Annotated in this window: 15 protein-coding genes, 7 tRNA genes and 1 pseudogene; 4 read left to right on the top strand and 19 right to left on the bottom strand. The window is 62.7% G+C overall.

The annotated features are described in order from the left end of the window. Positions 1 to 21: 21 nt before the first annotated feature. The gene (locus MKK04_RS07475; RefSeq protein WP_207832177.1) at positions 22 to 3,318 is read left to right on the top strand and encodes a bifunctional diguanylate cyclase/phosphodiesterase; all 3,297 of its coding nucleotides are present in this window, start codon (positions 22 to 24) and stop codon (positions 3,316 to 3,318) included. Between the two features lie 97 nt (positions 3,319 to 3,415). Here the strand turns inward: MKK04_RS07475 and MKK04_RS07470 are convergent, their stop codons facing one another. The 14 genes from MKK04_RS07470 to gltX form a co-directional block, all read right to left on the bottom strand. After that, positions 3,416 to 3,859 (bottom strand): Hsp20 family protein, encoded by a 444-nt coding sequence (locus MKK04_RS07470; protein ID WP_085625304.1) that lies wholly within the window; start codon positions 3,857 to 3,859, stop codon positions 3,416 to 3,418. 194 nt (positions 3,860 to 4,053) lie between these two features. Continuing rightward, complete coding sequence (locus tag MKK04_RS07465) at positions 4,054 to 4,884, bottom strand: IS3 family transposase (protein WP_241106791.1); 831 nt, start codon at positions 4,882 to 4,884, stop codon at positions 4,054 to 4,056. 8 nt (positions 4,885 to 4,892) lie between these two features. Continuing rightward, positions 4,893 to 5,201: a transposase gene (locus MKK04_RS07460; RefSeq protein WP_241105579.1), complete on the bottom strand. Its 309-nt coding sequence runs from the start codon at positions 5,199 to 5,201 to the stop codon at positions 4,893 to 4,895. A 146-nt stretch (positions 5,202 to 5,347) separates the two neighbouring features. After that, positions 5,348 to 6,319: a tRNA dihydrouridine synthase gene (locus MKK04_RS07455; RefSeq protein WP_241106419.1), complete on the bottom strand. Its 972-nt coding sequence runs from the start codon at positions 6,317 to 6,319 to the stop codon at positions 5,348 to 5,350. A 50-nt stretch (positions 6,320 to 6,369) separates the two neighbouring features. Next, positions 6,370 to 6,804: an acyl-CoA thioesterase gene (locus tag MKK04_RS07450; protein WP_233687153.1), complete on the bottom strand. Its 435-nt coding sequence runs from the start codon at positions 6,802 to 6,804 to the stop codon at positions 6,370 to 6,372. 70 nt (positions 6,805 to 6,874) lie between these two features. Then, on the bottom strand, positions 6,875 to 7,708 hold the full coding sequence (locus MKK04_RS07445; protein ID WP_233687154.1) for an alpha/beta fold hydrolase: 834 nt from the start codon (positions 7,706 to 7,708) through the stop codon (positions 6,875 to 6,877). A 15-nt stretch (positions 7,709 to 7,723) separates the two neighbouring features. Further along, positions 7,724 to 8,263, bottom strand: coding sequence for a TetR/AcrR family transcriptional regulator (locus tag MKK04_RS07440; RefSeq protein WP_207832184.1), 540 nt, complete (start codon positions 8,261 to 8,263; stop codon positions 7,724 to 7,726). Positions 8,264 to 8,436: 173 nt separating this feature from the next. Next, positions 8,437 to 8,512: transfer RNA gene (locus tag MKK04_RS07435), tRNA-Glu, on the bottom strand. 42 nt (positions 8,513 to 8,554) lie between these two features. Beyond that, positions 8,555 to 8,630 (bottom strand) — tRNA-Ala (locus tag MKK04_RS07430). A gap of 60 nt (positions 8,631 to 8,690) precedes the next feature. Then, a tRNA-Glu gene (locus tag MKK04_RS07425) sits at positions 8,691 to 8,766 on the bottom strand. 42 nt (positions 8,767 to 8,808) lie between these two features. Continuing rightward, positions 8,809 to 8,884 (bottom strand) — tRNA-Ala (locus MKK04_RS07420). 53 nt (positions 8,885 to 8,937) lie between these two features. Further along, a tRNA-Glu gene (locus MKK04_RS07415) sits at positions 8,938 to 9,013 on the bottom strand. Positions 9,014 to 9,085: 72 nt separating this feature from the next. Then, a tRNA-Ala gene (locus MKK04_RS07410) sits at positions 9,086 to 9,161 on the bottom strand. 289 nt (positions 9,162 to 9,450) lie between these two features. Next, positions 9,451 to 10,932: a glutamate--tRNA ligase gene (gene gltX / locus MKK04_RS07405; protein ID WP_025338230.1), complete on the bottom strand. Its 1,482-nt coding sequence runs from the start codon at positions 10,930 to 10,932 to the stop codon at positions 9,451 to 9,453. A gap of 108 nt (positions 10,933 to 11,040) precedes the next feature. Here gltX and MKK04_RS07400 point away from each other — a divergent pair. Next, positions 11,041 to 11,196: pseudogene (locus tag MKK04_RS07400) on the top strand (EmrB/QacA family drug resistance transporter); the annotation flags it as partial. Positions 11,197 to 11,323: 127 nt separating this feature from the next. On the opposite strand, the gene uvrB reads toward MKK04_RS07400, so the two are convergent. Next, positions 11,324 to 13,339, bottom strand: a complete 2,016-nt coding sequence (uvrB, locus tag MKK04_RS07395; protein ID WP_207832186.1) for an excinuclease ABC subunit UvrB — start codon at positions 13,337 to 13,339, stop codon at positions 11,324 to 11,326. A 288-nt stretch (positions 13,340 to 13,627) separates the two neighbouring features. On the opposite strand from uvrB, the gene MKK04_RS07390 reads away from it, so the two are divergent. Beyond that, positions 13,628 to 14,824: an amino acid aminotransferase gene (locus tag MKK04_RS07390; protein ID WP_241106418.1), complete on the top strand. Its 1,197-nt coding sequence runs from the start codon at positions 13,628 to 13,630 to the stop codon at positions 14,822 to 14,824. A 62-nt stretch (positions 14,825 to 14,886) separates the two neighbouring features. After that, positions 14,887 to 14,962, top strand: a tRNA-Asn gene (locus MKK04_RS07385). A gap of 59 nt (positions 14,963 to 15,021) precedes the next feature. Here the strand turns inward: MKK04_RS07385 and MKK04_RS07380 are convergent. The 4 genes from MKK04_RS07380 to MKK04_RS07365 all read right to left on the bottom strand — a co-directional run bounded on the left by MKK04_RS07380 (position 15,022) and on the right by MKK04_RS07365 (position 17,771). Further along, complete coding sequence (locus MKK04_RS07380) at positions 15,022 to 15,423, bottom strand: cupin domain-containing protein (RefSeq protein WP_207832190.1); 402 nt, start codon at positions 15,421 to 15,423, stop codon at positions 15,022 to 15,024. A 136-nt stretch (positions 15,424 to 15,559) separates the two neighbouring features. Then, positions 15,560 to 16,120, bottom strand: coding sequence for a DUF1285 domain-containing protein (locus tag MKK04_RS07375; RefSeq protein ID WP_241106417.1), 561 nt, complete (start codon positions 16,118 to 16,120; stop codon positions 15,560 to 15,562). Between the two features lie 10 nt (positions 16,121 to 16,130). After that, positions 16,131 to 16,736, bottom strand: a complete 606-nt coding sequence (locus MKK04_RS07370) for a DUF4823 domain-containing protein (RefSeq protein WP_063911729.1) — start codon at positions 16,734 to 16,736, stop codon at positions 16,131 to 16,133. Between the two features lie 66 nt (positions 16,737 to 16,802). Next, complete coding sequence (locus MKK04_RS07365) at positions 16,803 to 17,771, bottom strand: GTP 3',8-cyclase MoaA (protein WP_207832194.1); 969 nt, start codon at positions 17,769 to 17,771, stop codon at positions 16,803 to 16,805. Between the last annotated feature and the right edge of the window lie 17 nt (positions 17,772 to 17,788).

Below are 17,788 nucleotides of genomic sequence, written 5' to 3'. Positions count from 1 at the left end.
TACGCCAAAGGTCTGGTACCGATGCCCAAATCAGTTAACCGCTTTTTGCGCCTGCCGCGTATACCAGCGGCCGACCCCCAGGAGTCGGAACAGGCCTGGCAGAACGCCCCGCAACTGCTGGCCGCGCTCAACGGCGCGCGGCTGGGTGCCTGGCTATGGGATATCGACAGCGGCCGGGTCAGCTGGTCGCGAGGCACCCAGGCCCTGTTCGGCTTCGACCCGCAGCGCCCGCTACCCGCCGATGTCGACTACCTCGACCTGTTGCCCGAGGAAGACCGCGCGCGCACACGCCAGGTGTTCCAGGCGGTGTTCAACGGCGAACCCGTGGAACAGGCCATGCGCCATCGCATCCGCTGGCCGGACGGTAGCCTGCACTGGCTGGAAATCAATGGCAGCCTGACCCACGACCCAAATGGTCGGCCCCAGATGATCGGGGTGATCCGCGAAATCACCCGTCAGCGCGAACGGGAAACGGCGCTGATCAATTCGGAAAAACGCTTTGCCACCCTGTTCCACCTCAGCCCTAATGCCATTTTGCTCACCCGCCGCCACGACGGCATGATCTTCGAGGTCAACCAGCACTTCGAAGACATGTTCGGCTGGCCCGGCAGCCAGGTGATCGGCAAGACCAGCCTGGAGCTGGGCCTGTGGGTCAACCCCGAACAGCGCCACCAGTTGCTGGAGTCGACCCGGGCCAATAGTGGCCCGCTGATCCTGGAAGTACAGTTCCGCGCCGTCAGCGGCAAGGTGCACGACGGCATTCTCTGCACCCAGGGCATCGAGCTGGAGGGTGTGACCTTCCTCCTCAGCACTTTTATCGACACCACCGATCGCAAACGCGCCGAGCAGGCCCTGAAGGACAGCCAGGAGCGCCTGGACCTGGCCCTGGACTCGGCACAGCTGGGGACCTGGGACTGGCATATCCCCAGCGGCATGCTCTACGGCTCGGCCCGCGCCGCGCAGTTGCACGGCCTGCCGCCCATCCCCTTTCACGAATCGTTCGACGCATTTTTCGAAGGGGTACCGGAGCAAGAACGCAACTCGATGCGCCAGGCCTACCGCAGCCTGCGCGAAGGGCCTGCCGGCAACTACCAGATCACCTACCGGGTGCAACTGGAAAACGGCATCTCGCGCTACATCGAAAGCCGCGCCCGACTGTACCGCGACGAGCAGGGCAACCCGCTGCGCATGGCCGGCACCTTGCTCGACATCACTGACCAGGTTGAGCGAGAACAGCGCCTGAGCGCCTCGGAAGAGAAGTTCGCCAGCCTGTTCCAGGTCAGCCCCGACCCGATCTGCGTCACCCGCCAGGACACCGGCCAGTTCATCGAGATCAACCCGGCGTTCACCCAGACCTTCGGCTGGAGCACCGACCAGGTGATCGGCCGCACCGCCGAGGAAATCGGCCTGTGGGCGGAGTCCATCGAGCGCGCACAACGCATCGAGCGGGTAATCCGCGAGCAGGCCCTGAGCAACGTCGCCGTGGTGGTCAACCACCGCAATGGCGCACCGCTGACCTGCGTGATTTCCAGCCGCCTCATCACCGTCGACGACCAGCCCTGCAGCGTCACCACCCTGCGCGACATCACCCAGCAGCAGCGCGCCGAGGCGGCGCTCAAGTCCAGCGAGGAGAAGTTTGCCAAGGCCTTCCACTCCAGCCCCGACGCCATCACCATCACCGAACGCCACAGCGGTCGTTACCTGGAAATCAACGACGGCTTCTGCCGCCTGACCGGCTACGACGCCACCGAAGTGGTCGGCCACACGGTGTACGAGATCGGCATCTGGGCCGACGACAAGCAGCGCGCCGCCCTGCTGGCCGAATTGCGCGAGCGTGGCCGGGTGCACCACCGCGAGATGCTCGGGCGCAACAAGCGTGGCGATATCCTCACCGTAGAGGTCTCGGTGGAGCCGATCACCCTCAACGAGGTGGACTGCCTGCTGCTGACCGCCCGCGATGTCAGCCAGCTGAAAAATGCCCAGGCGCAGATTCGCCACCTGGCCTACCACGACCCGCTGACCAACCTGCCCAACCGTGCCCTGCTGATGGACCGCCTGAGCCAGCAGATCGCCCTGCTCAAGCGCCACAACCTGCGCGGCGCCCTGCTGTTCCTCGACCTCGACCATTTCAAGCACATCAACGACTCGCTGGGCCACCCGGTGGGCGACACGGTGCTGAAGATCATCACTGCGCGCCTGGAAGCCAGCGTGCGCCTGGAAGACACCGTGGCGCGCCTGGGTGGCGACGAGTTCGTGGTATTGCTCAGCGGCCTGGAAGGCAGCCGCGAGCTGGTCGAAGAAAAAGTCCGCGGGCTGGCCGACACCCTGCGCGAACTGCTGGCCGAACCGATGTCGCTGGACGGCCAGCGCCTGCAGGTAACCCCCAGCATTGGCGTCGCGCTGATCCCTGACCACGGCGCCACCCCGGCCGACCTGCTCAAGCGTGCCGATATCGCCCTGTACCGGGCCAAGGATTCCGGGCGCAATACCACTCAGTTGTTCCACACCACCATGCAGAAGGCCGCCAGCGAGCGCCTGCGCATGGAAAACGACCTGCGCCTGGCCCTGGCCCGTGGCGAACTGGCGCTGCACTTCCAGCCACAGGTGGATGCCCGCGACAACCGCATCGTCGGCGCCGAGGTGCTGCTGCGCTGGCATCACCCGCAACTGGGTCAGCAGCCGCCTGCGCAATTCATTCAGGTACTGGAAGAAAGCGGCCTGATCCTTGAAGTTGGCAGCTGGATCCTCGACGAAGCTTGCGATGCCTGCGCGCGCATGCTCGGCGACGGGCTGATCGACGCCGACGATTTCAGCCTGTGCGTGAACATCAGTCCACGGCAGTTCCGCCAGAACGACTTTGTCGGGCGGGTGCTGCGCAGCCTGGACGATTACCGCCTGCCACGGCAGATGCTGAAGCTGGAAATTACCGAAGGGATCGTCATCCAGAACCTGGAAGACACCATCAGCAAGATGCGCGAGCTGAAGCGCTACGGGGTGAGCTTTGCCATGGATGACTTCGGCACCGGCTACTCCTCGCTTACCTACCTCAAGCGCCTGCCGGTGGATACGCTGAAGATCGACCAGACCTTCGTGCGCGATGCGCCGGTGGACCCCAACGACGCCGAAATCGTCCGCGCCATCGTCGCCATGGCCCGCAGCCTGGACCTGACGGTGATTGCCGAAGGGGTGGAGCTGACCGAACAACTGGAGTTCCTGGAGCGGCTGGGGTGCCACCTTTACCAGGGGTACTTGCACAGCCGGCCGCTGCCGCTGACGGAGTTTCGGCAGATGTTGCTGGAGGCGCCGGCGGATTACTGAAACCGATGCGGATGCGCTCCCACAAGGGAGGGGCAGCCTCAGGCGATGAGCACAAAAAAGGGCACCCCGAAGGGTGCCCTTTTTCACATCTGCACGATCAGTTCAGCGCTGGCTTGTCGCCGTTGATCGGAATGCGCTTGGCCTTGGCTTCTTCAGGCACGATGCGCAGCAGGTCGATGCTGAGCAGGCCATTGGCCAGGCCGGCGGCCTTGACCTCGATATGGTCGGCCAGGCGGAACGACAGTTTGAAGGCGCGTTGCGCGATCCCCTGATGCAGGTAGGTCACTTCAGCAGCGCTATTGTCGCGCTTGCCACCCGTCACGGTCAGGACGCCTTTTTCAACCTGCAGGTCGAGGTCGTCTTCCTGGAAACCGGCTGCGGCAACCACGATGCGGTAGTGGTCATCGCCATGCTTTTCAACGTTGTAGGGCGGGTAGCTGCTACCGGCCTCGTTACGTGCCGCGGACTCGAACAGGTCGTTGAAACGGTCGAAACCAACGGAATGGCGGAACAGTGGAGCGAGAGAGAAAGCGGTAGTCATGGTCATGAACTCCTGAGATTCAGCAAGTAAGTCATTACGCGACCCGACTTCGGCATCGCGTACTCAAGAGATATGGCCGAGGGAAATGCTTTCAAGGGGCGAGCAGAAAAAATCTGGATTCCTGCATTGGGCTTGTTGGCCTCTTCGCGGGCAAACTGTTCTGGTCAAGTATTTCCGGACACCGGTTACGGTGATCAAGCCGCCTGCTGCTCCATAGCTATTGGTGACAGGTAGTCGTTGTAGCTGTGGAGCCTGATTCGGTTGTATCGCATGAAGTAGCTGGTCATGTCCTGCTTGGCTTCTTCAATTTCCTTGTAGCCCTTGGGCGGCACCCATTCTGACTTGAGCGTCCCAAAGAAGCGCTCTGTTGGTGCGTTGTCCCAGCATTGTCCCCTGCGACTCATGCTTTGCGTTATCCCATGCTCAAGCAGCTCGGATTGGAAGCGCTGGCTGGTGTATTGGCAGCCTTGATCCGAGTGAAACATCAAGCCTGCATGCTTGCCCCTAACCCCTACTGCCATCCTAAGCGCCTTGCTAACCAAGTTGGCGTCGTTGATCAGGGAAAATGCCCACCCAACGATCCGACGCGCGAACAAGTCAATCACTACTGCCAGGTGATACCAGCGCTTCCCGACCATCAAACTGGTCACGTCACCGCACCAGACCTGGTTAATTGCGGTTGGCTCAAAGTTACGCTCGAGCAGGTTCTTGGCCACAAACGCTTCAACGCCTTTGGAGCGATTCCGATGCGGACGGCGTTGCTTGCTTTCCAGATTTGCCTCCTCCATGAGTTTTCCGGCCAGATACCGCCCCACCTTGAGCTGCTGGGCCTTCAGGTACTCAGAGATCATTCTCGCGCCCGCGCTTCCCCTGCTTTCGACGTGCAGCTGAACTACTTTCTCTCTGAGTTCGTCACGCTTGGTATTCGGCGCTGAACGACGGCGAAGCCAGTCATAAAACGCGCTACGGGATACGTTCAGCGCACTGCAAAGGAGGCTGGTCGGATACGAGCCTGACTCTCTCAGTTCCTCAATCAGGAAAAACGATCGGGATCCGACATCAAGAGAGCCGTAGCCTTTTTTAAGATTTCAGCCTCGGTCTCCAGGCGCTTGATCTTGGCTCGCAGCTGCTGGAGCTCTCGCTGTTCGTCGCTGATCGGTTTGGTACCGGCTACTGGCTGGCCCTTCTGTCGCTCTTTACGTACCTGATCAACCCAGCGGCGCAGGGCTGTAGGGCCGACGTCCATTGATGCGCAGACGTCGGGAATCGAGCAGTGGTCATCAAGAACCATGCTGGCAGCACGTTGCTTGAACTCGCGGGTGTAGGTCTTTCGTTCTTGCATGGAACCTCCTGATTGGGCGAATCATATCGCCCTTAAGAGGTGTCCGGGATCATTAGGCCAGTTCAAACCCGCTCCCACAGGGAGCTCACACATTCCAAAACCTGCACCGAACCTGTGGGAGCGGGTTCACCCGCGAAAGGGCCGGATCAGGCAACACAAGCTTCGAAGGAAGCCACCTCACCCCCCAGCAACCGGCTGATCCGCGCACAGTCATCCTCGCGCCGCAACTCGGCAAACAGCACCACCGCTTCGGGATAACTGCGGGTCAGCATCGCCAGCCACTGCTTCATCCGCCCCGGCGCATAGCGCGGCGACAACTTGGCCTGGGCCTGACGCCAGAACTCACGCAGCAACGGCAGCAGGTCGTCCCAGCTCATCGGCTGGTACTCCCGCCCATCACGCGCCGCGGCAATCTGCAGTCCCAGGTCGGGGCGCGAGACCAGCCCACGGCCCAGCATGATGTCTTCGGCGCCGCTGACCTCACGACAGCGCCGCCAGTCGTCCACGGTCCAGATCTCACCATTGGCGAACACCGGTACCTTGACCACATCCTGCACCCGCGCCACCCACTCCCAGTGGGCCGGCGGCTTGTAGCCCTCGACCTTGGTCCGGGCATGCACCACCAGGTGTGCCGAGCCGCCTTCGGCCAGCGCCGTGGCGCACTCCAGGGCGCCATCGGGGCTGTCGAAGCCCAGGCGCATCTTCGAGGTGACCGGGATATCCGCCGGTACGGCACGGCGCACCTCACGCACAATGGCATGCAGCAGCTCCGGCTCCTTGAGCAGCACCGCGCCACCACGGGACTTGTTCACGGTCTTGGCCGGGCAACCGAAATTCAGGTCGATCACCGGCGCCCCCAGCTCGCAGGCCAGCGCGGCGTTTTCCGCCAGGCACACGGGGTCCGAGCCCAACAGCTGCACACGCATGGGCACCCCAGCGGCGGTGCGTGCGCCATTGCGCAACTCGGGTGCCAGCTTGTCGAACGAGGAAGGCGGCAGCAGGCGGTCGCACACGCGAATGAACTCGGTGACGCACCAGTCGATACCGCCGACGCGGGTCAGCACGTCGCGCAGGATGTTGTCGACCAGCCCCTCCATGGGGGCCAGGGCAATTTGCATGTCGGGGTCTCGGCGGAAAAGCCGGCAGTCTAACAAAAATTGCCGGTGTTTCAGGCGCCGATCAGCGCCGGGCCATAACCATCGAGGAACTCCGCCGGCATGCGCCTGGGCTTGCCGCTGGACAGCTCGATACAGGCAAAGGTGGTCTGGGCGCGCAGCAAGGTCATGCCGTCGCGCGGGCGCTTGAGCTGGAAGCGCCGGGTCATGCGCAGGCGCTGGTCCCAGTCGATGATCCAGGTGGCCAGTTGCAGCTCATCATCCTCATAGGCAGCGGCCAGGTAGTCGATTTCGTGGCGCACCACGGCCATGGCCCGGTCCAACCGGCGATATTCGGCCAGGTCCAGGCCCAGGCGCTGGGAGTGGCGCCAGGCGCAGCGCTCCAGCCAGGTGACGTAGACCGCGTTGTTGGCGTGGCCAAGGCCGTCGATATCCTCGGTTCCGACGCGCAGGTCGATGACGAAGGGTGTTGCCAGGTCCCAACTCATGTTCGCTTCCTTGGAGCAAAAGTGGATTTAGCAGGGACCGCCGGGGGAAAGTCCAGCCCTTCTGCGTAAGTCAGGCACTTTGCCGGGCTGGTGCACCAGCCCGGGCCAGCAGCTCCAGCACCGCTTCACTCAGGCGTGGATCGGACAGCACCCGCTGGTGGCCACCCGCCTCCAGCAGCATCAGGCGGCTATCGAACCAGGCCTTGTGGATCACCTGGGCCTCATCGGCTGCCACCAAGGCATCATCGGCGGCATGCACTACCAGCCCTGGCAACTCCAGCTGGTAACCGGCTACATCCAGCCGCGCAATCGGCATGCCCACATCCCGCTCCACCTGACGAATGAACGCTGCCCGCGCCCGCGCTGGCAGCCCCAGGCGATGGGCAAAGCCCCGCAGTACGCCCAGCAGGCGCGCCGGGGCTGCAATGCTCACCGCCGCTTCCGTGCGCAAACCCATCTGCAGGGCCAGCAATACACTGGCACCGCCCATGGAATGGCCAATCACCGCACGCAGCGGCGGCAGCTCTGCGGCAGCCTCCAGCAGCGCCCGGGCAAACAGCACCACATTTGCCTGCTCGCCGGGCGAACGCCCATGCCCCGGCCCTTCCAGCGACACCACCGTGTGCCCGGCCTGGACCAAGGTTTCGATCAACGCGGCAAACTGGGTCGGGCGCCCTTCCCAGCCATGCATCAGCAGCACGGTCGGCCCCTTGCCCCAGCGCAGCGCCGACAAGCCGAAGCGCAGGGTAATGCGCTCGGCGCTGGCCAGCACGGGCAACTCCCAATCCCGCGGCGGCAGGTTGCGCGGGGTCATGAAGGCACGGCGCATCTTGCCCGCGACGTGCTCGGGGACCAGATGGCCCAGGGTGCCATTGACACCACGAATCCAGCTCAGGGTAGTCATCGCCATGCTCCAGGGTTAAAGCACCGCCGATTTGGCGGCGCGCAGAATACGATCAGACAGCTCGCTGCTGCCCAGGGCACGGGCCAGCGCCAGGCCGCCAACCATCAGCGCCAGGTCGGCCAAGGCCTTGTCGGCGTCCTCGGGGCGGTCGACCATGGCGGCAGCCATCAGCTCGATGTGCTCGGCCAGCACTTCGCGGAAGGCCTCCGGCAGGCGCTGCATCTCGCCCAGCGAGTTAGGCAGCGGGCAGGCGTGCACTTCGGCATCACGGTGCTTGCGCGACAGGTAGAAGGCACTGGCCAGCGCCCGCCGCCCTGCGCCATCGAGGCTCGGGTCGATCTGGGCGAGCAAGGCGCGGCGCTCGCTCAGCAACTGGCGGAATGCTTCGAGCATCAACTCGTCCTTGCTGTCGAAGTGGGCATAGAAACCGCCAACGGTCAGACCAGCCGCACCCATGACCTGACTGACGCTAGGCTCGGCCGGGCCGTGCTGGATCAGCGCACTTCGCGCCGCCTCGAGAATGCGTTCGCGGGTTCTGCTCTTCTTGTCGCTCATCAGGCCACTCGCCGATCAAAATATGATGATCGAAATATTATTCGCATAATATTTTTTGGCAAGCGGAATCTGCAGCCGCCTGTCGGTCGCTGAATTTTGCGGAGGGGAGAAAAACAAAAGGCCCATTCAATAATCGAATGAGCCTTCAAAGTCCCGCAAAACGCGGGGAAACGTGGCGTCCCCTAGGGGACTCGAACCCCTGTTACCGCCGTGAAAGGGCGGTGTCCTAGGCCACTAGACGAAGGGGACGTAACCTTCGTGCCGATCCGCTTACGCGAACCGCGGCAGAAATGGTGGAGCTAAGCGGGATCGAACCGCTGACCTCCTGCATGCCATGCAGGCGCTCTCCCAGCTGAGCTATAGCCCCGAAACAAAAGGCTCATCAGTAATCGACGAGCCTTTAAAGCCCTGCAAAACGCAGGAAAAGTGGCGTCCCCTAGGGGACTCGAACCCCTGTTACCGCCGTGAAAGGGCGGTGTCCTAGGCCACTAGACGAAGGGGACGTAACCTTCGTGCCGATCCGCTTACGCGAACCGCGGCAGAAATGGTGGAGCTAAGCGGGATCGAACCGCTGACCTCCTGCATGCCATGCAGGCGCTCTCCCAGCTGAGCTATAGCCCCGGATTTATAGCCTCTCGGCCCAGCGACATCCTGAAACATCGCTTGTGCAAAACTGGCGTCCCCTAGGGGACTCGAACCCCTGTTACCGCCGTGAAAGGGCGGTGTCCTAGGCCACTAGACGAAGGGGACGAACCTTCTTACCTTCAAGACCCGGTTGCTGGACCCGGTCTTGCCCGACAGCCTTGGCTGCCAAGCGGAATTTGGTGGAGCTAAGCGGGATCGAACCGCTGACCTCCTGCATGCCATGCAGGCGCTCTCCCAGCTGAGCTATAGCCCCACAATGTCGCTTTGAACCGAAGCGCTGGCTGGGTGCCTGGCGTTTCGTTTTCGTTCATCGCTGTGGACGGGGCGCATATTAAGATCGGATTGCAGGGCTGTCAAACGAATTTTTCAAAATATTCAAAAAAATTTTCACAGATAACAATCACTTACTGCCCTGCCCTTACCAAAACTGAACAGTGGGCCATGTGGGAGCGGGTTCACCCGCGAATGCGATGGTGAAGCCACCATCGTATTCGCGGGTGAACCCGCTCCCACAAGTTCGGCTTATAGCCCCAGGACCACTGTCAGGCGATCGAAGCCAGCAGCTTTTCCCACTCTTTGTTTTCTTTCTTCGACACACCACCCAGCAGGTCCAGGGCCTGGCGCAAGCGGTAGCGGGTCAGGTCCGGGCCAAGGATTTCCATCGCGTCCAGTACCGAAACCGAACTGGCCTGGCCGGTAATGGCGGCAAACATCAGCGGCATGGCGTCACGCAGCTTCAGTTCCAGCGCCTCGACTACCGCCTGGATGCAACCGGTGATGCGCTCCTTTTCCCACTGACGCAGGCTTTCGAGCTTCCAAAGGATCAACTGGATCACCTGGCGCACCTGGTCGGCCGACAGTTTCTTGCTTTCGAACAGCTTGGCATCCAGCTTCAGCGCGCCTTCGAAGAAGAACCCGCCCAGCGGAGCAACCTGGCTGAAGGTTTCCACCCGGCCCTGCACGTGTGGGGCAATCTTCATCATGTAGTCGCTGTTGAACGCCCACTTCTGCAGGCGCGCGGCGAACTCCTCGACCGGCAGTTCACGCAGCCACTGGCCGTTCAGCCAGGACAGCTTCTCGATGTCGAAGATCGGGCCGCCCAGCGAGATACGCGACAGGTCGAAGTGCTCGACCATCTCGGCCAGCGAGAACTTCTCGCGCTCGTCCGGCATCGACCAGCCCATGCGGCCCAGGTAGTTGAGCATCGCCTCGGGCATGAAGCCCATGCGCTCGTAGAACGTCACCGAGGTCGGGTTCTTGCGCTTGGACAGCTTGGACTTGTCCGGGTTACGCAGCAGCGGCATGTAGCACAGCTTGGGCTGCTCCCAGCCGAAGTATTCGTACAGCTTGATCAGCTTGGGTGCCGATGGCAGCCACTCTTCGCCGCGCAGCACGTGGGTGATGCCCATCAGATGGTCGTCGACCACGTTGGCCAGGAAGTACGTCGGCAGGCCGTCGTTCTTCATCAGCACCTGCATGTCCATGCGGTCCCACGGGATCTCGACATCACCACGCAGCATGTCCGGCACCACGCACACGCCTTCGCTCGGCACTTTCATGCGGATCACGTGCGGCTCGCCAGCGTCCAGACGGCGCTGCACTTCCTCGGCGCTCAGCAGCAGTGCGCGGCCGTCGTAGCGCGGGGTTTCACCACGGGCTTGCTGTTCGGCGCGCATCTGCTCCAGCTCTTCGGCGGTGCAGAAGCAGTAGAAGGCATGGCCGGCGTCAACCAGTTCCTTGGCGTACCTGGCGTAGATTTCGCCACGTTCGCTCTGCCGGTACGGGCCGTGCGGGCCGCCGACGTCCGGGCCTTCGTTCCATTCGATGCCGAGCCAACGCAGGGCATCGAAGATCTGCTGTTCCGACTCGCGCGTGGAGCGCAGCTGGTCGGTGTCTTCGATGCGCAGGATGAACTCACCGCCGTGCTGCTTGGCAAAGCAGTAGTTGAACAGGGCGATGTAGGCGGTGCCGACATGGGGGTCGCCGGTAGGCGATGGCGCGATACGCGTGCGTACGGTGGTCATGGAGGGTCTCGAACGAAAGATGAAACAAAGGCGGGATGTTAGCAGGAGGCAGGCACCGGGCTCCAGCGATGGCGCGAACGTCACCTGTATCCAGATCATCCGTGCCAGGTGCCGAGCAACTCGCAGGTGGCGGAGCGGCTGGGTAATGACAATGCGGCGCTGGGCAAGTTGAGCGAGATTACTCACCAGCAGGCGCTGAGCATGGTGGCGGTGTTATTGACGCGGAAGTTGCCAGAGGGACTGAAAGCGGAAGAAGCACATTGAGGCCATTTCAGATTTTATGCGGTCCCTGTGGGAGCGGGCGCGCCCGCGAACACCGGCGCAGCCGGTGCCAGCCACCGCGTTGATTTCTTCGCGGGCACGCCCGCTCCCACAGGGCCCGCGTCAGCCTTCAGCTGGAAATCAACCGCTCGCGCAGCTGGGCAATTTCGTCGCGCAATTGCGCCGCGGCCTCGAACTCCAGGTCGCGGGCAAACTGCATCATCTTCTCTTCCAACTGCTTGATGCGCTTGGTGATTTCACCCGGCGTGCGCAGCTCGGCCTCGTAGCGGGCGCTCTCCTCCGCCGCCTTGGCCATGCCCTTGCGCTTCTTGCTGCGTGCGCCAGGCACAGTGGCGCCTTCCATGATGTCGGTGATGTCCTTGACCACGCCCTTGGGCACGATGCCATTGGCCTGGTTGAAGGCGATCTGCTTCTCGCGACGGCGCTCGGTCTCGTCGATGGCGCGCTGCATGGAACCGGTGATGTTGTCGGCATACAGGATAGCCCGGCCATTGAGGTTACGCGCCGCCCGACCGATGGTCTGGATCAGCGAGCGCTCGGAGCGCAGGAAACCTTCCTTGTCGGCATCGAGGATCGCCACCAGCGACACCTCGGGCATGTCCAGGCCTTCACGTAGCAGGTTGATACCCACCAGCACGTCGAAAGTACCCAGGCGCAGGTCGCGGATGATCTCCACCCGCTCGACGGTGTCGATGTCCGAATGCAGGTAACGCACCCGCACGTCATGGTCGGCCAGGTAATCGGTCAGGTCCTCGGCCATGCGCTTGGTCAGCGTGGTCGCCAGCACCCGTTCGCCCTGCGCCACGCGCTTGCGGATTTCCGACAGCAGGTCATCCACCTGGGTAAGCGCCGGGCGCACTTCCACCTGTGGGTCGACCAGGCCGGTGGGGCGCACCACCTGCTCCACCACGCGCCCGGCGTGCTCAGCCTCATAGGGGCCCGGGGTGGCGGACACGAAGATGGTCTGCGGGCTGACATCTTCCCACTCGTCAAAACGCATCGGCCGGTTGTCCAGCGCCGAAGGCAGGCGGAAGCCGTATTCGACCAGGGTTTCCTTGCGCGAGCGGTCGCCCTTGTACATGGCGCCGACCTGCGGAACGCTGACGTGGGATTCATCGATCACCAGCAGCGCATCCGGCGGCAGGTAGTCGTACAGGGTGGGTGGCGGTGCCCCGGCCGGGCGCCCGGACAGGTAGCGCGAGTAGTTCTCGATGCCGTTGCAGTAACCCAGCTCCAGGATCATCTCCAGATCGAAGCGGGTGCGTTGCTCCAGGCGCTGGGCTTCGACCAGCTTGTTGGCCTTCTGCAGGTATTCCAGGCGGTCCTTGAGTTCCTCCTTGATGCCTTCCACCGCCTCCAGCAGGGTTTCCCGCGGGGTGACATAGTGGCTTTTGGGGTAGAAGGTGAAACGCGGCAGCTTGCGGAAGACCTCGCCGGTCAGCGGGTCGAAGGCAGCGATGTTCTCCACTTCGTCATCGAACAGTTCGATGCGGATGGCCTCAAGGTCCGATTCTGCCGGGAATATGTCGATCACATCGCCGCGCACGCGGAAGGTGGCGCGGGCGAAGTCCATCTCGTTGCGGGTGTATTGCAGGTCGGCCAGGCGGCGCAGTAGCGCACGCTGGTCGAGCTTGTCGCCGCGATCCACGTGCAGGACCATTTTCAGGTAGGTCTCCGGGCTACCCAGGCCGTAGATGCACGACACGGTGGTGACGATGATTGCGTCGCGCCGCTCCAGCAGCGCCTTGGTCGCCGACAGGCGCATCTGCTCGATGTGATCGTTGATCGACGCGTCCTTCTCGATGAAGGTGTCGGACGACGGTACGTAGGCTTCAGGCTGGTAGTAGTCGTAGTAGGAAACGAAGTACTCCACCGCATTGTTGGGGAAGAACGCCTTGAATTCGCCATACAGCTGCGCGGCCAGGGTCTTGTTCGGCGCCAGCACCAGGGTCGGGCGCTGCACCTGCTGGATGACGTTGGCGATGCTGAAGGTCTTGCCCGAGCCGGTCACCCCGAGCAGTGTCTGGTGCGACAGCCCCGCCTCGATGCCTTCGACCATCTGCCGGATGGCCTCGGGCTGGTCGCCGGCCGGCTGGAAACGGGTGACGAGCTGGAACTCGGACATGACGGACCTCGCGGTGCTGCAGTAACTGTAAATTTAGCCAGTAGTCTATACCCAAATGCGCCTGTCGGGGGGCGCTTTCAAGGCACAGTCGTGAGCGCTTGTTACGGTGGACCCGGCATTTAGACCAATGGTAGAAAAATATTTGCGCAAATGACCGGAAAAGGTGCGCCAGACTGTCGCGGTGACCGGTCGGTATCACTATACTGACTCCCCGTTTGTGCACCGCTTCAGTGCATTCGGGCTGGAGCGGGTACGTCCTATCACACTCCAATCAGAGCCAAAGTAACAATGAGCCTGTTTTCCGCTGTCGAGCTGGCACCCCGCGACCCTATCCTGGGCCTCAACGAAGCATTCAACGCCGACCCACGTACCGACAAGGTCAACCTGGGCGTGGGCGTGTACTGCAATGAGGAAGGCCGCATTCCGCTGCTGCGCGCCGTGATCGAAGCCGAGACCCAGCGTGCCGCCCAGCACGCCTCGCGCGGCTACTTGCCGATCGACGGCATCGCCACCTACGACCAGGCTGTGCAAAAGCTGCTGTTCGGTGCCGAGTCGCCGCTGCTGGCCGCTGGCCGCGTGGTTACCGTGCAGGCCGTCGGCGGTACCGGTGCGCTGAAGATTGGTGCCGACTTCCTCAAGCGTGTGTCGCCGAATGCCGTGGTTGCCATCAGCGACCCTAGCTGGGAAAACCACCGCGCGCTGTTCGAGTCGGCCGGCTTCCCGGTGCAGAACTACCGCTACTACGACGCGCCGACCAACGACGTCAACCGCGCCGGCATGCTCGAAGACCTGAACAACCTGCCGTCCGGCTCGATCGTGGTGCTGCACGCCTGCTGCCACAACCCGACCGGCGTCGACCTGAGCCTGGATGACTGGAAAAACGTCCTGGAAGTGGTCAAGGCCAAGGGCCATGTGCCGTTCCTCGACATGGCCTACCAGGGCTTCGGTGACGGTATCGCCGAAGACGCCTTCGCCGTGCGCCTGTTTGCCGAGTCGGGCCTGGAATTCTTCGTTTCCAGCTCGTTCTCCAAGTCGTTCTCGCTGTACGGCGAACGCGTCGGTGCGCTGTCGATCGTCACCGCCTCCAAAGACGAGAGCACCCGTGTGCTGTCGCAGGTCAAGCGCGTGATCCGCACCACCTACTCCAACCCGCCGACCCACGGTGCAACCATCGTCGCCACCGTGCTGAACAGCCCCGAACTGCGCCAGATGTGGGAAAGCGAACTGGCCGAAATGCGCGAGCGCATCCACGGCATGCGCAAGCAGATGGTTTCGCTGCTGGCCGAATATGGCGCCAGCCGCGACTTCAGCTTCGTTGGCCGCCAGGTCGGCATGTTCTCGTACTCGGGCCTGACCGTTGAGCAGGTCGCCCGCCTGAAGAACGACTTCGGCATCTATGCCCTGGACACCGGCCGCATCGCCGTTGCCGCGCTGAACCAGAGCAACATCCACGTGGTCACCAAGGCCATCGTCGAAGTACTGTAACTGCTTGATTTGTCAGGGGGTGGCTTGACTTCCCCCTGACAATCAGTAAGATACGCACAGATTCCGCGATAGCTCAGTCGGTAGAGCAAATGACTGTTAATCATTGGGTCCCTGGTTCGAGTCCAGGTCGCGGAGCCAAACATTGAAAAAGCCCCCGGGTGCGCAAGCAACCGGGGGCTTTTTCGTTATGTTCACAATCAGTTCTTCAGTGGCTCGGTCACGGGCTTGCCTTCCTCCACCAGGCTCCATACCAGCAGCTTGGCTGGCCGGGTCTGGCTGGCGTTGCGTGACACGCTGTGTACGGTGCCTGGCGCCTCGTACCAGTATTCGCCGGCCTTGTAGGTTTTCTCCGACTCGCCGTTGAGCTTCGATAGCACTGCCCCTTCCAGCACGTAGGCCATCACCGCGCCAGGATGTTGATGCGCGGGTGACGCCTGGCCGGGGGCGTAGCTGACGGTGAGCATCACGGCGTTCTTGCCGGGGGCGTTCGAGGGTTGTTGCTGCTGCAGGACCTTGACCTGGTCGGCAGCGTCGCCATGGGCCCAGACAGGGGATTGGGCGGCGAGCAGGGCAAAGAGGATGATGCTCAGGGGTTTCATGGTGGGCTTCTCCTGGATGGCAATTGCCTGCAGGTTAGGCCTGTGGGGCAGAGAGACAAATGGCCAATTCGGGGAAAAACCAAGAGGCCGATCGTTGCCTGTGCCCGCGAAGAGGCCGGCACAGGCAACAGGGAACTCAGCTGCTACGCCCGATCGGGTAAAACTCACCCTGGCTCCACACCCCAAGCCACTGCTCACCCTCGATCTCACGCGGTACCGCCAGTTCCACCAACTGGTAGAACACATTGCGATGAATCAGCGCTTCAAGGTTGCTGCGCATCAGCACATACGGCGATGGCTCCTGCGTCACCGGGTCAATCACCATGCGCAGGGGATTGGCCGGCCCGGCCTCGACCTGGTCCTCGACATTGCTGGTGAAGCGCAGCACCTGCTGCTCCCCCTCCCCCACCACGTCCAGCGCCACCGCTACGAACGGCGCATCATCAACGCGGATGCCCACCTTCTCCACCGGAGTAATCAGGAAGTAGTCATCGCCATCGCGGCGGATGATGGTGGAAAACAGCCGCACCATCGGCTTGCGGCCAATCGGCGTACCCAGGTAGTACCAGGTGCCATCACGGGCGATGCGCATATCGATGTCACCGCAGAAGTCCGGGTTCCACAGATGCACCGGCGGCAGGCCCTTGGCCTTGGGGATCTGCGCCAGAAGATCATTGGCCTTGCCGGAATCGCTCATCACGCTTGCCTCATTCACTCACACCCAGAAGGCTACGAGCGTACTCGCGCATCGGCGCGCCAAGCAAATCCTCCGGGGTGTTATCGTGGAACGTCAACAAACCGCCACGGCTCTTGATACGCGCTGTGTCGATCAGGTAGCGGGTGCTGGTTTCGATCAGCATCATCTGCACCACACCGGTGTCCCAGCCCAGGCGGTCGACCGCCTGTTCGTCATACCACTCGTCGCCATTGCCGATTCGGTCGTCGGTACGGGCAAAGCGGGTGTACAGCACGTAGTCGGCCCCCACCGAACGCGCCTGGGCGATGGCCTCTTCCAGACCCAGCGGGCCCTGGGCGCGACGCACCAGCGGGAAATACTCGACAAAACTCTTGAAGGCCTGCTCGGCCACCACGTTCTGCCGTGGCACCGGCCCCTTGCCCGGTGGCACGAACGCACCCTGGCCGATGAAGATGAACGAATCGGGCTGCAGGCGGATCGACAGGGTGCGACGGGTATCGCTGTGGTCCAGCAGACCGGCATCGCTCATGTGATAACGAACGCCCTCGCCCATGTCGCTGACATTCATGCAACCGCCCAGCGCCATCAGCGCCAGCAGCAAAACCAGGCTACGCATCTTTCCTCCAGTGGCCGGCGACGAAAAACCGGCGAATAGCCGGCGGATGCAGCTTTTGCGCCAGCTTCAGCCACCGATCACCTTCATCACCATCACACCACCGGAAAACGCCAGGTCCTGCTTGTCTGCCAAGGCCTTCACCAGCAAGCGCTGCAGGGCCGGTAGCGCCTGATGACGCGGCTTTTCCAGCAGGTCGCCGACGAAATGGCGATTGCCCGACGACAGGCAGCCATGCAGCCAGCCCGTGGAGGACAGGCGCAGCCGCGAGCAGGTGCGGCAGAACGGTACGCTTTCGTTGGCGATCACGCCGAAGTGGCCTTTGCCAGGGATCTGATAACGCAAGGCGGTGGCGTCCAGCGGCGCGTCGACCTGGGCATAGGCATGCTTGCCAGCGATCAGTGCGAGCAACTGGTCGAGGCCGACGAACTGTTGCAGGAAGGCGTTGTGGTCACGGGCCAGGTGGCCCATGCGCATGAGTTCGATGAAGCGCAGTTCGAAGCCGCGCTCAAGGCAGTAATCCAGCAGTGGCAGCACCTGCTCGAGGTTGTGCCCGCGCATCGGCACCATGTTCACCTTGATTTGCATGCCCAGGGCACTGGCCTGCTCCATACCCGCCAGCACACTGGCCAGATCGCCACCCCGGGCAATGCGGCGGAAGGCCTGCGGGTCGAGGGTATCGAGGGAAACGTTCAGCCGGCGGATACCGGCCGCCTGCAACTGGGGCAGCTTGCGCGCCAGCAGCTGGCCATTGGTGGTCAGCGAGATATCCTCAAGGTCGAGCTTGGCCACGGCAGCCAGGAAGGCATCCAGGCGCGGGCTGACCAATGGCTCACCGCCGGTGATGCGCAAGCGCTCGATGCCGGCGGCTTCGATCAGGTAGGCCACGCCACGGGCCAGGGCATCCGCCGGCAGCTCGTCCTGCGCTGCCACCAGGCGCTTGCCGTCTGGTACGCAGTAGGTGCAGGCATAATTACAGGCAGCCGTCAGGCTGACGCGCAGGTTGCGAAAACGCCTGCCTTGACGATCGACGATCATGAATGACTCCGGCATGG

Origin of the sequence: Pseudomonas sp. LS.1a (genome assembly GCF_022533585.1) — a bacterium.
Taxonomy (GTDB): domain Bacteria; phylum Pseudomonadota; class Gammaproteobacteria; order Pseudomonadales; family Pseudomonadaceae; genus Aquipseudomonas.
Note: the sequence above shows the minus strand (reverse complement) of the source record. Positions and strands in the feature narration are given on the sequence as shown.

Coding starts and splice junctions, on each gene's coding strand:
- MKK04_RS07470 (WP_085625304.1), bottom strand. CDS start 3,859: ATGACTACCGCTTTCTCTCTCGCTCCACTGTTCCGCCATTCCGTTGGT.
- MKK04_RS07370 (WP_063911729.1), bottom strand. CDS start 16,736: ATGCGTAGCCTGGTTTTGCTGCTGGCGCTGATGGCGCTGGGCGGTTGC.
- MKK04_RS07455 (WP_241106419.1), bottom strand. CDS start 6,319: ATGCAAATTGCCCTGGCCCCCATGGAGGGGCTGGTCGACAACATCCTG.
- MKK04_RS07440 (WP_207832184.1), bottom strand. CDS start 8,263: ATGAGCGACAAGAAGAGCAGAACCCGCGAACGCATTCTCGAGGCGGCG.
- MKK04_RS07375 (WP_241106417.1), bottom strand. CDS start 16,120: ATGAGCGATTCCGGCAAGGCCAATGATCTTCTGGCGCAGATCCCCAAG.
- MKK04_RS07445 (WP_233687154.1), bottom strand. CDS start 7,708: ATGACTACCCTGAGCTGGATTCGTGGTGTCAATGGCACCCTGGGCCAT.
- MKK04_RS07460 (WP_241105579.1), bottom strand. CDS start 5,201: ATGCAAGAACGAAAGACCTACACCCGCGAGTTCAAGCAACGTGCTGCC.
- MKK04_RS07390 (WP_241106418.1), top strand. CDS start 13,628: ATGAGCCTGTTTTCCGCTGTCGAGCTGGCACCCCGCGACCCTATCCTG.
- MKK04_RS07380 (WP_207832190.1), bottom strand. CDS start 15,423: ATGAAACCCCTGAGCATCATCCTCTTTGCCCTGCTCGCCGCCCAATCC.
- uvrB (WP_207832186.1), bottom strand. CDS start 13,339: ATGTCCGAGTTCCAGCTCGTCACCCGTTTCCAGCCGGCCGGCGACCAG.
- MKK04_RS07450 (WP_233687153.1), bottom strand. CDS start 6,804: ATGAGTTGGGACCTGGCAACACCCTTCGTCATCGACCTGCGCGTCGGA.
- MKK04_RS07475 (WP_207832177.1), top strand. CDS start 22: ATGCCCAAATCAGTTAACCGCTTTTTGCGCCTGCCGCGTATACCAGCG.
- gltX (WP_025338230.1), bottom strand. CDS start 10,932: ATGACCACCGTACGCACGCGTATCGCGCCATCGCCTACCGGCGACCCC.
- MKK04_RS07365 (WP_207832194.1), bottom strand. CDS start 17,771: ATGATCGTCGATCGTCAAGGCAGGCGTTTTCGCAACCTGCGCGTCAGC.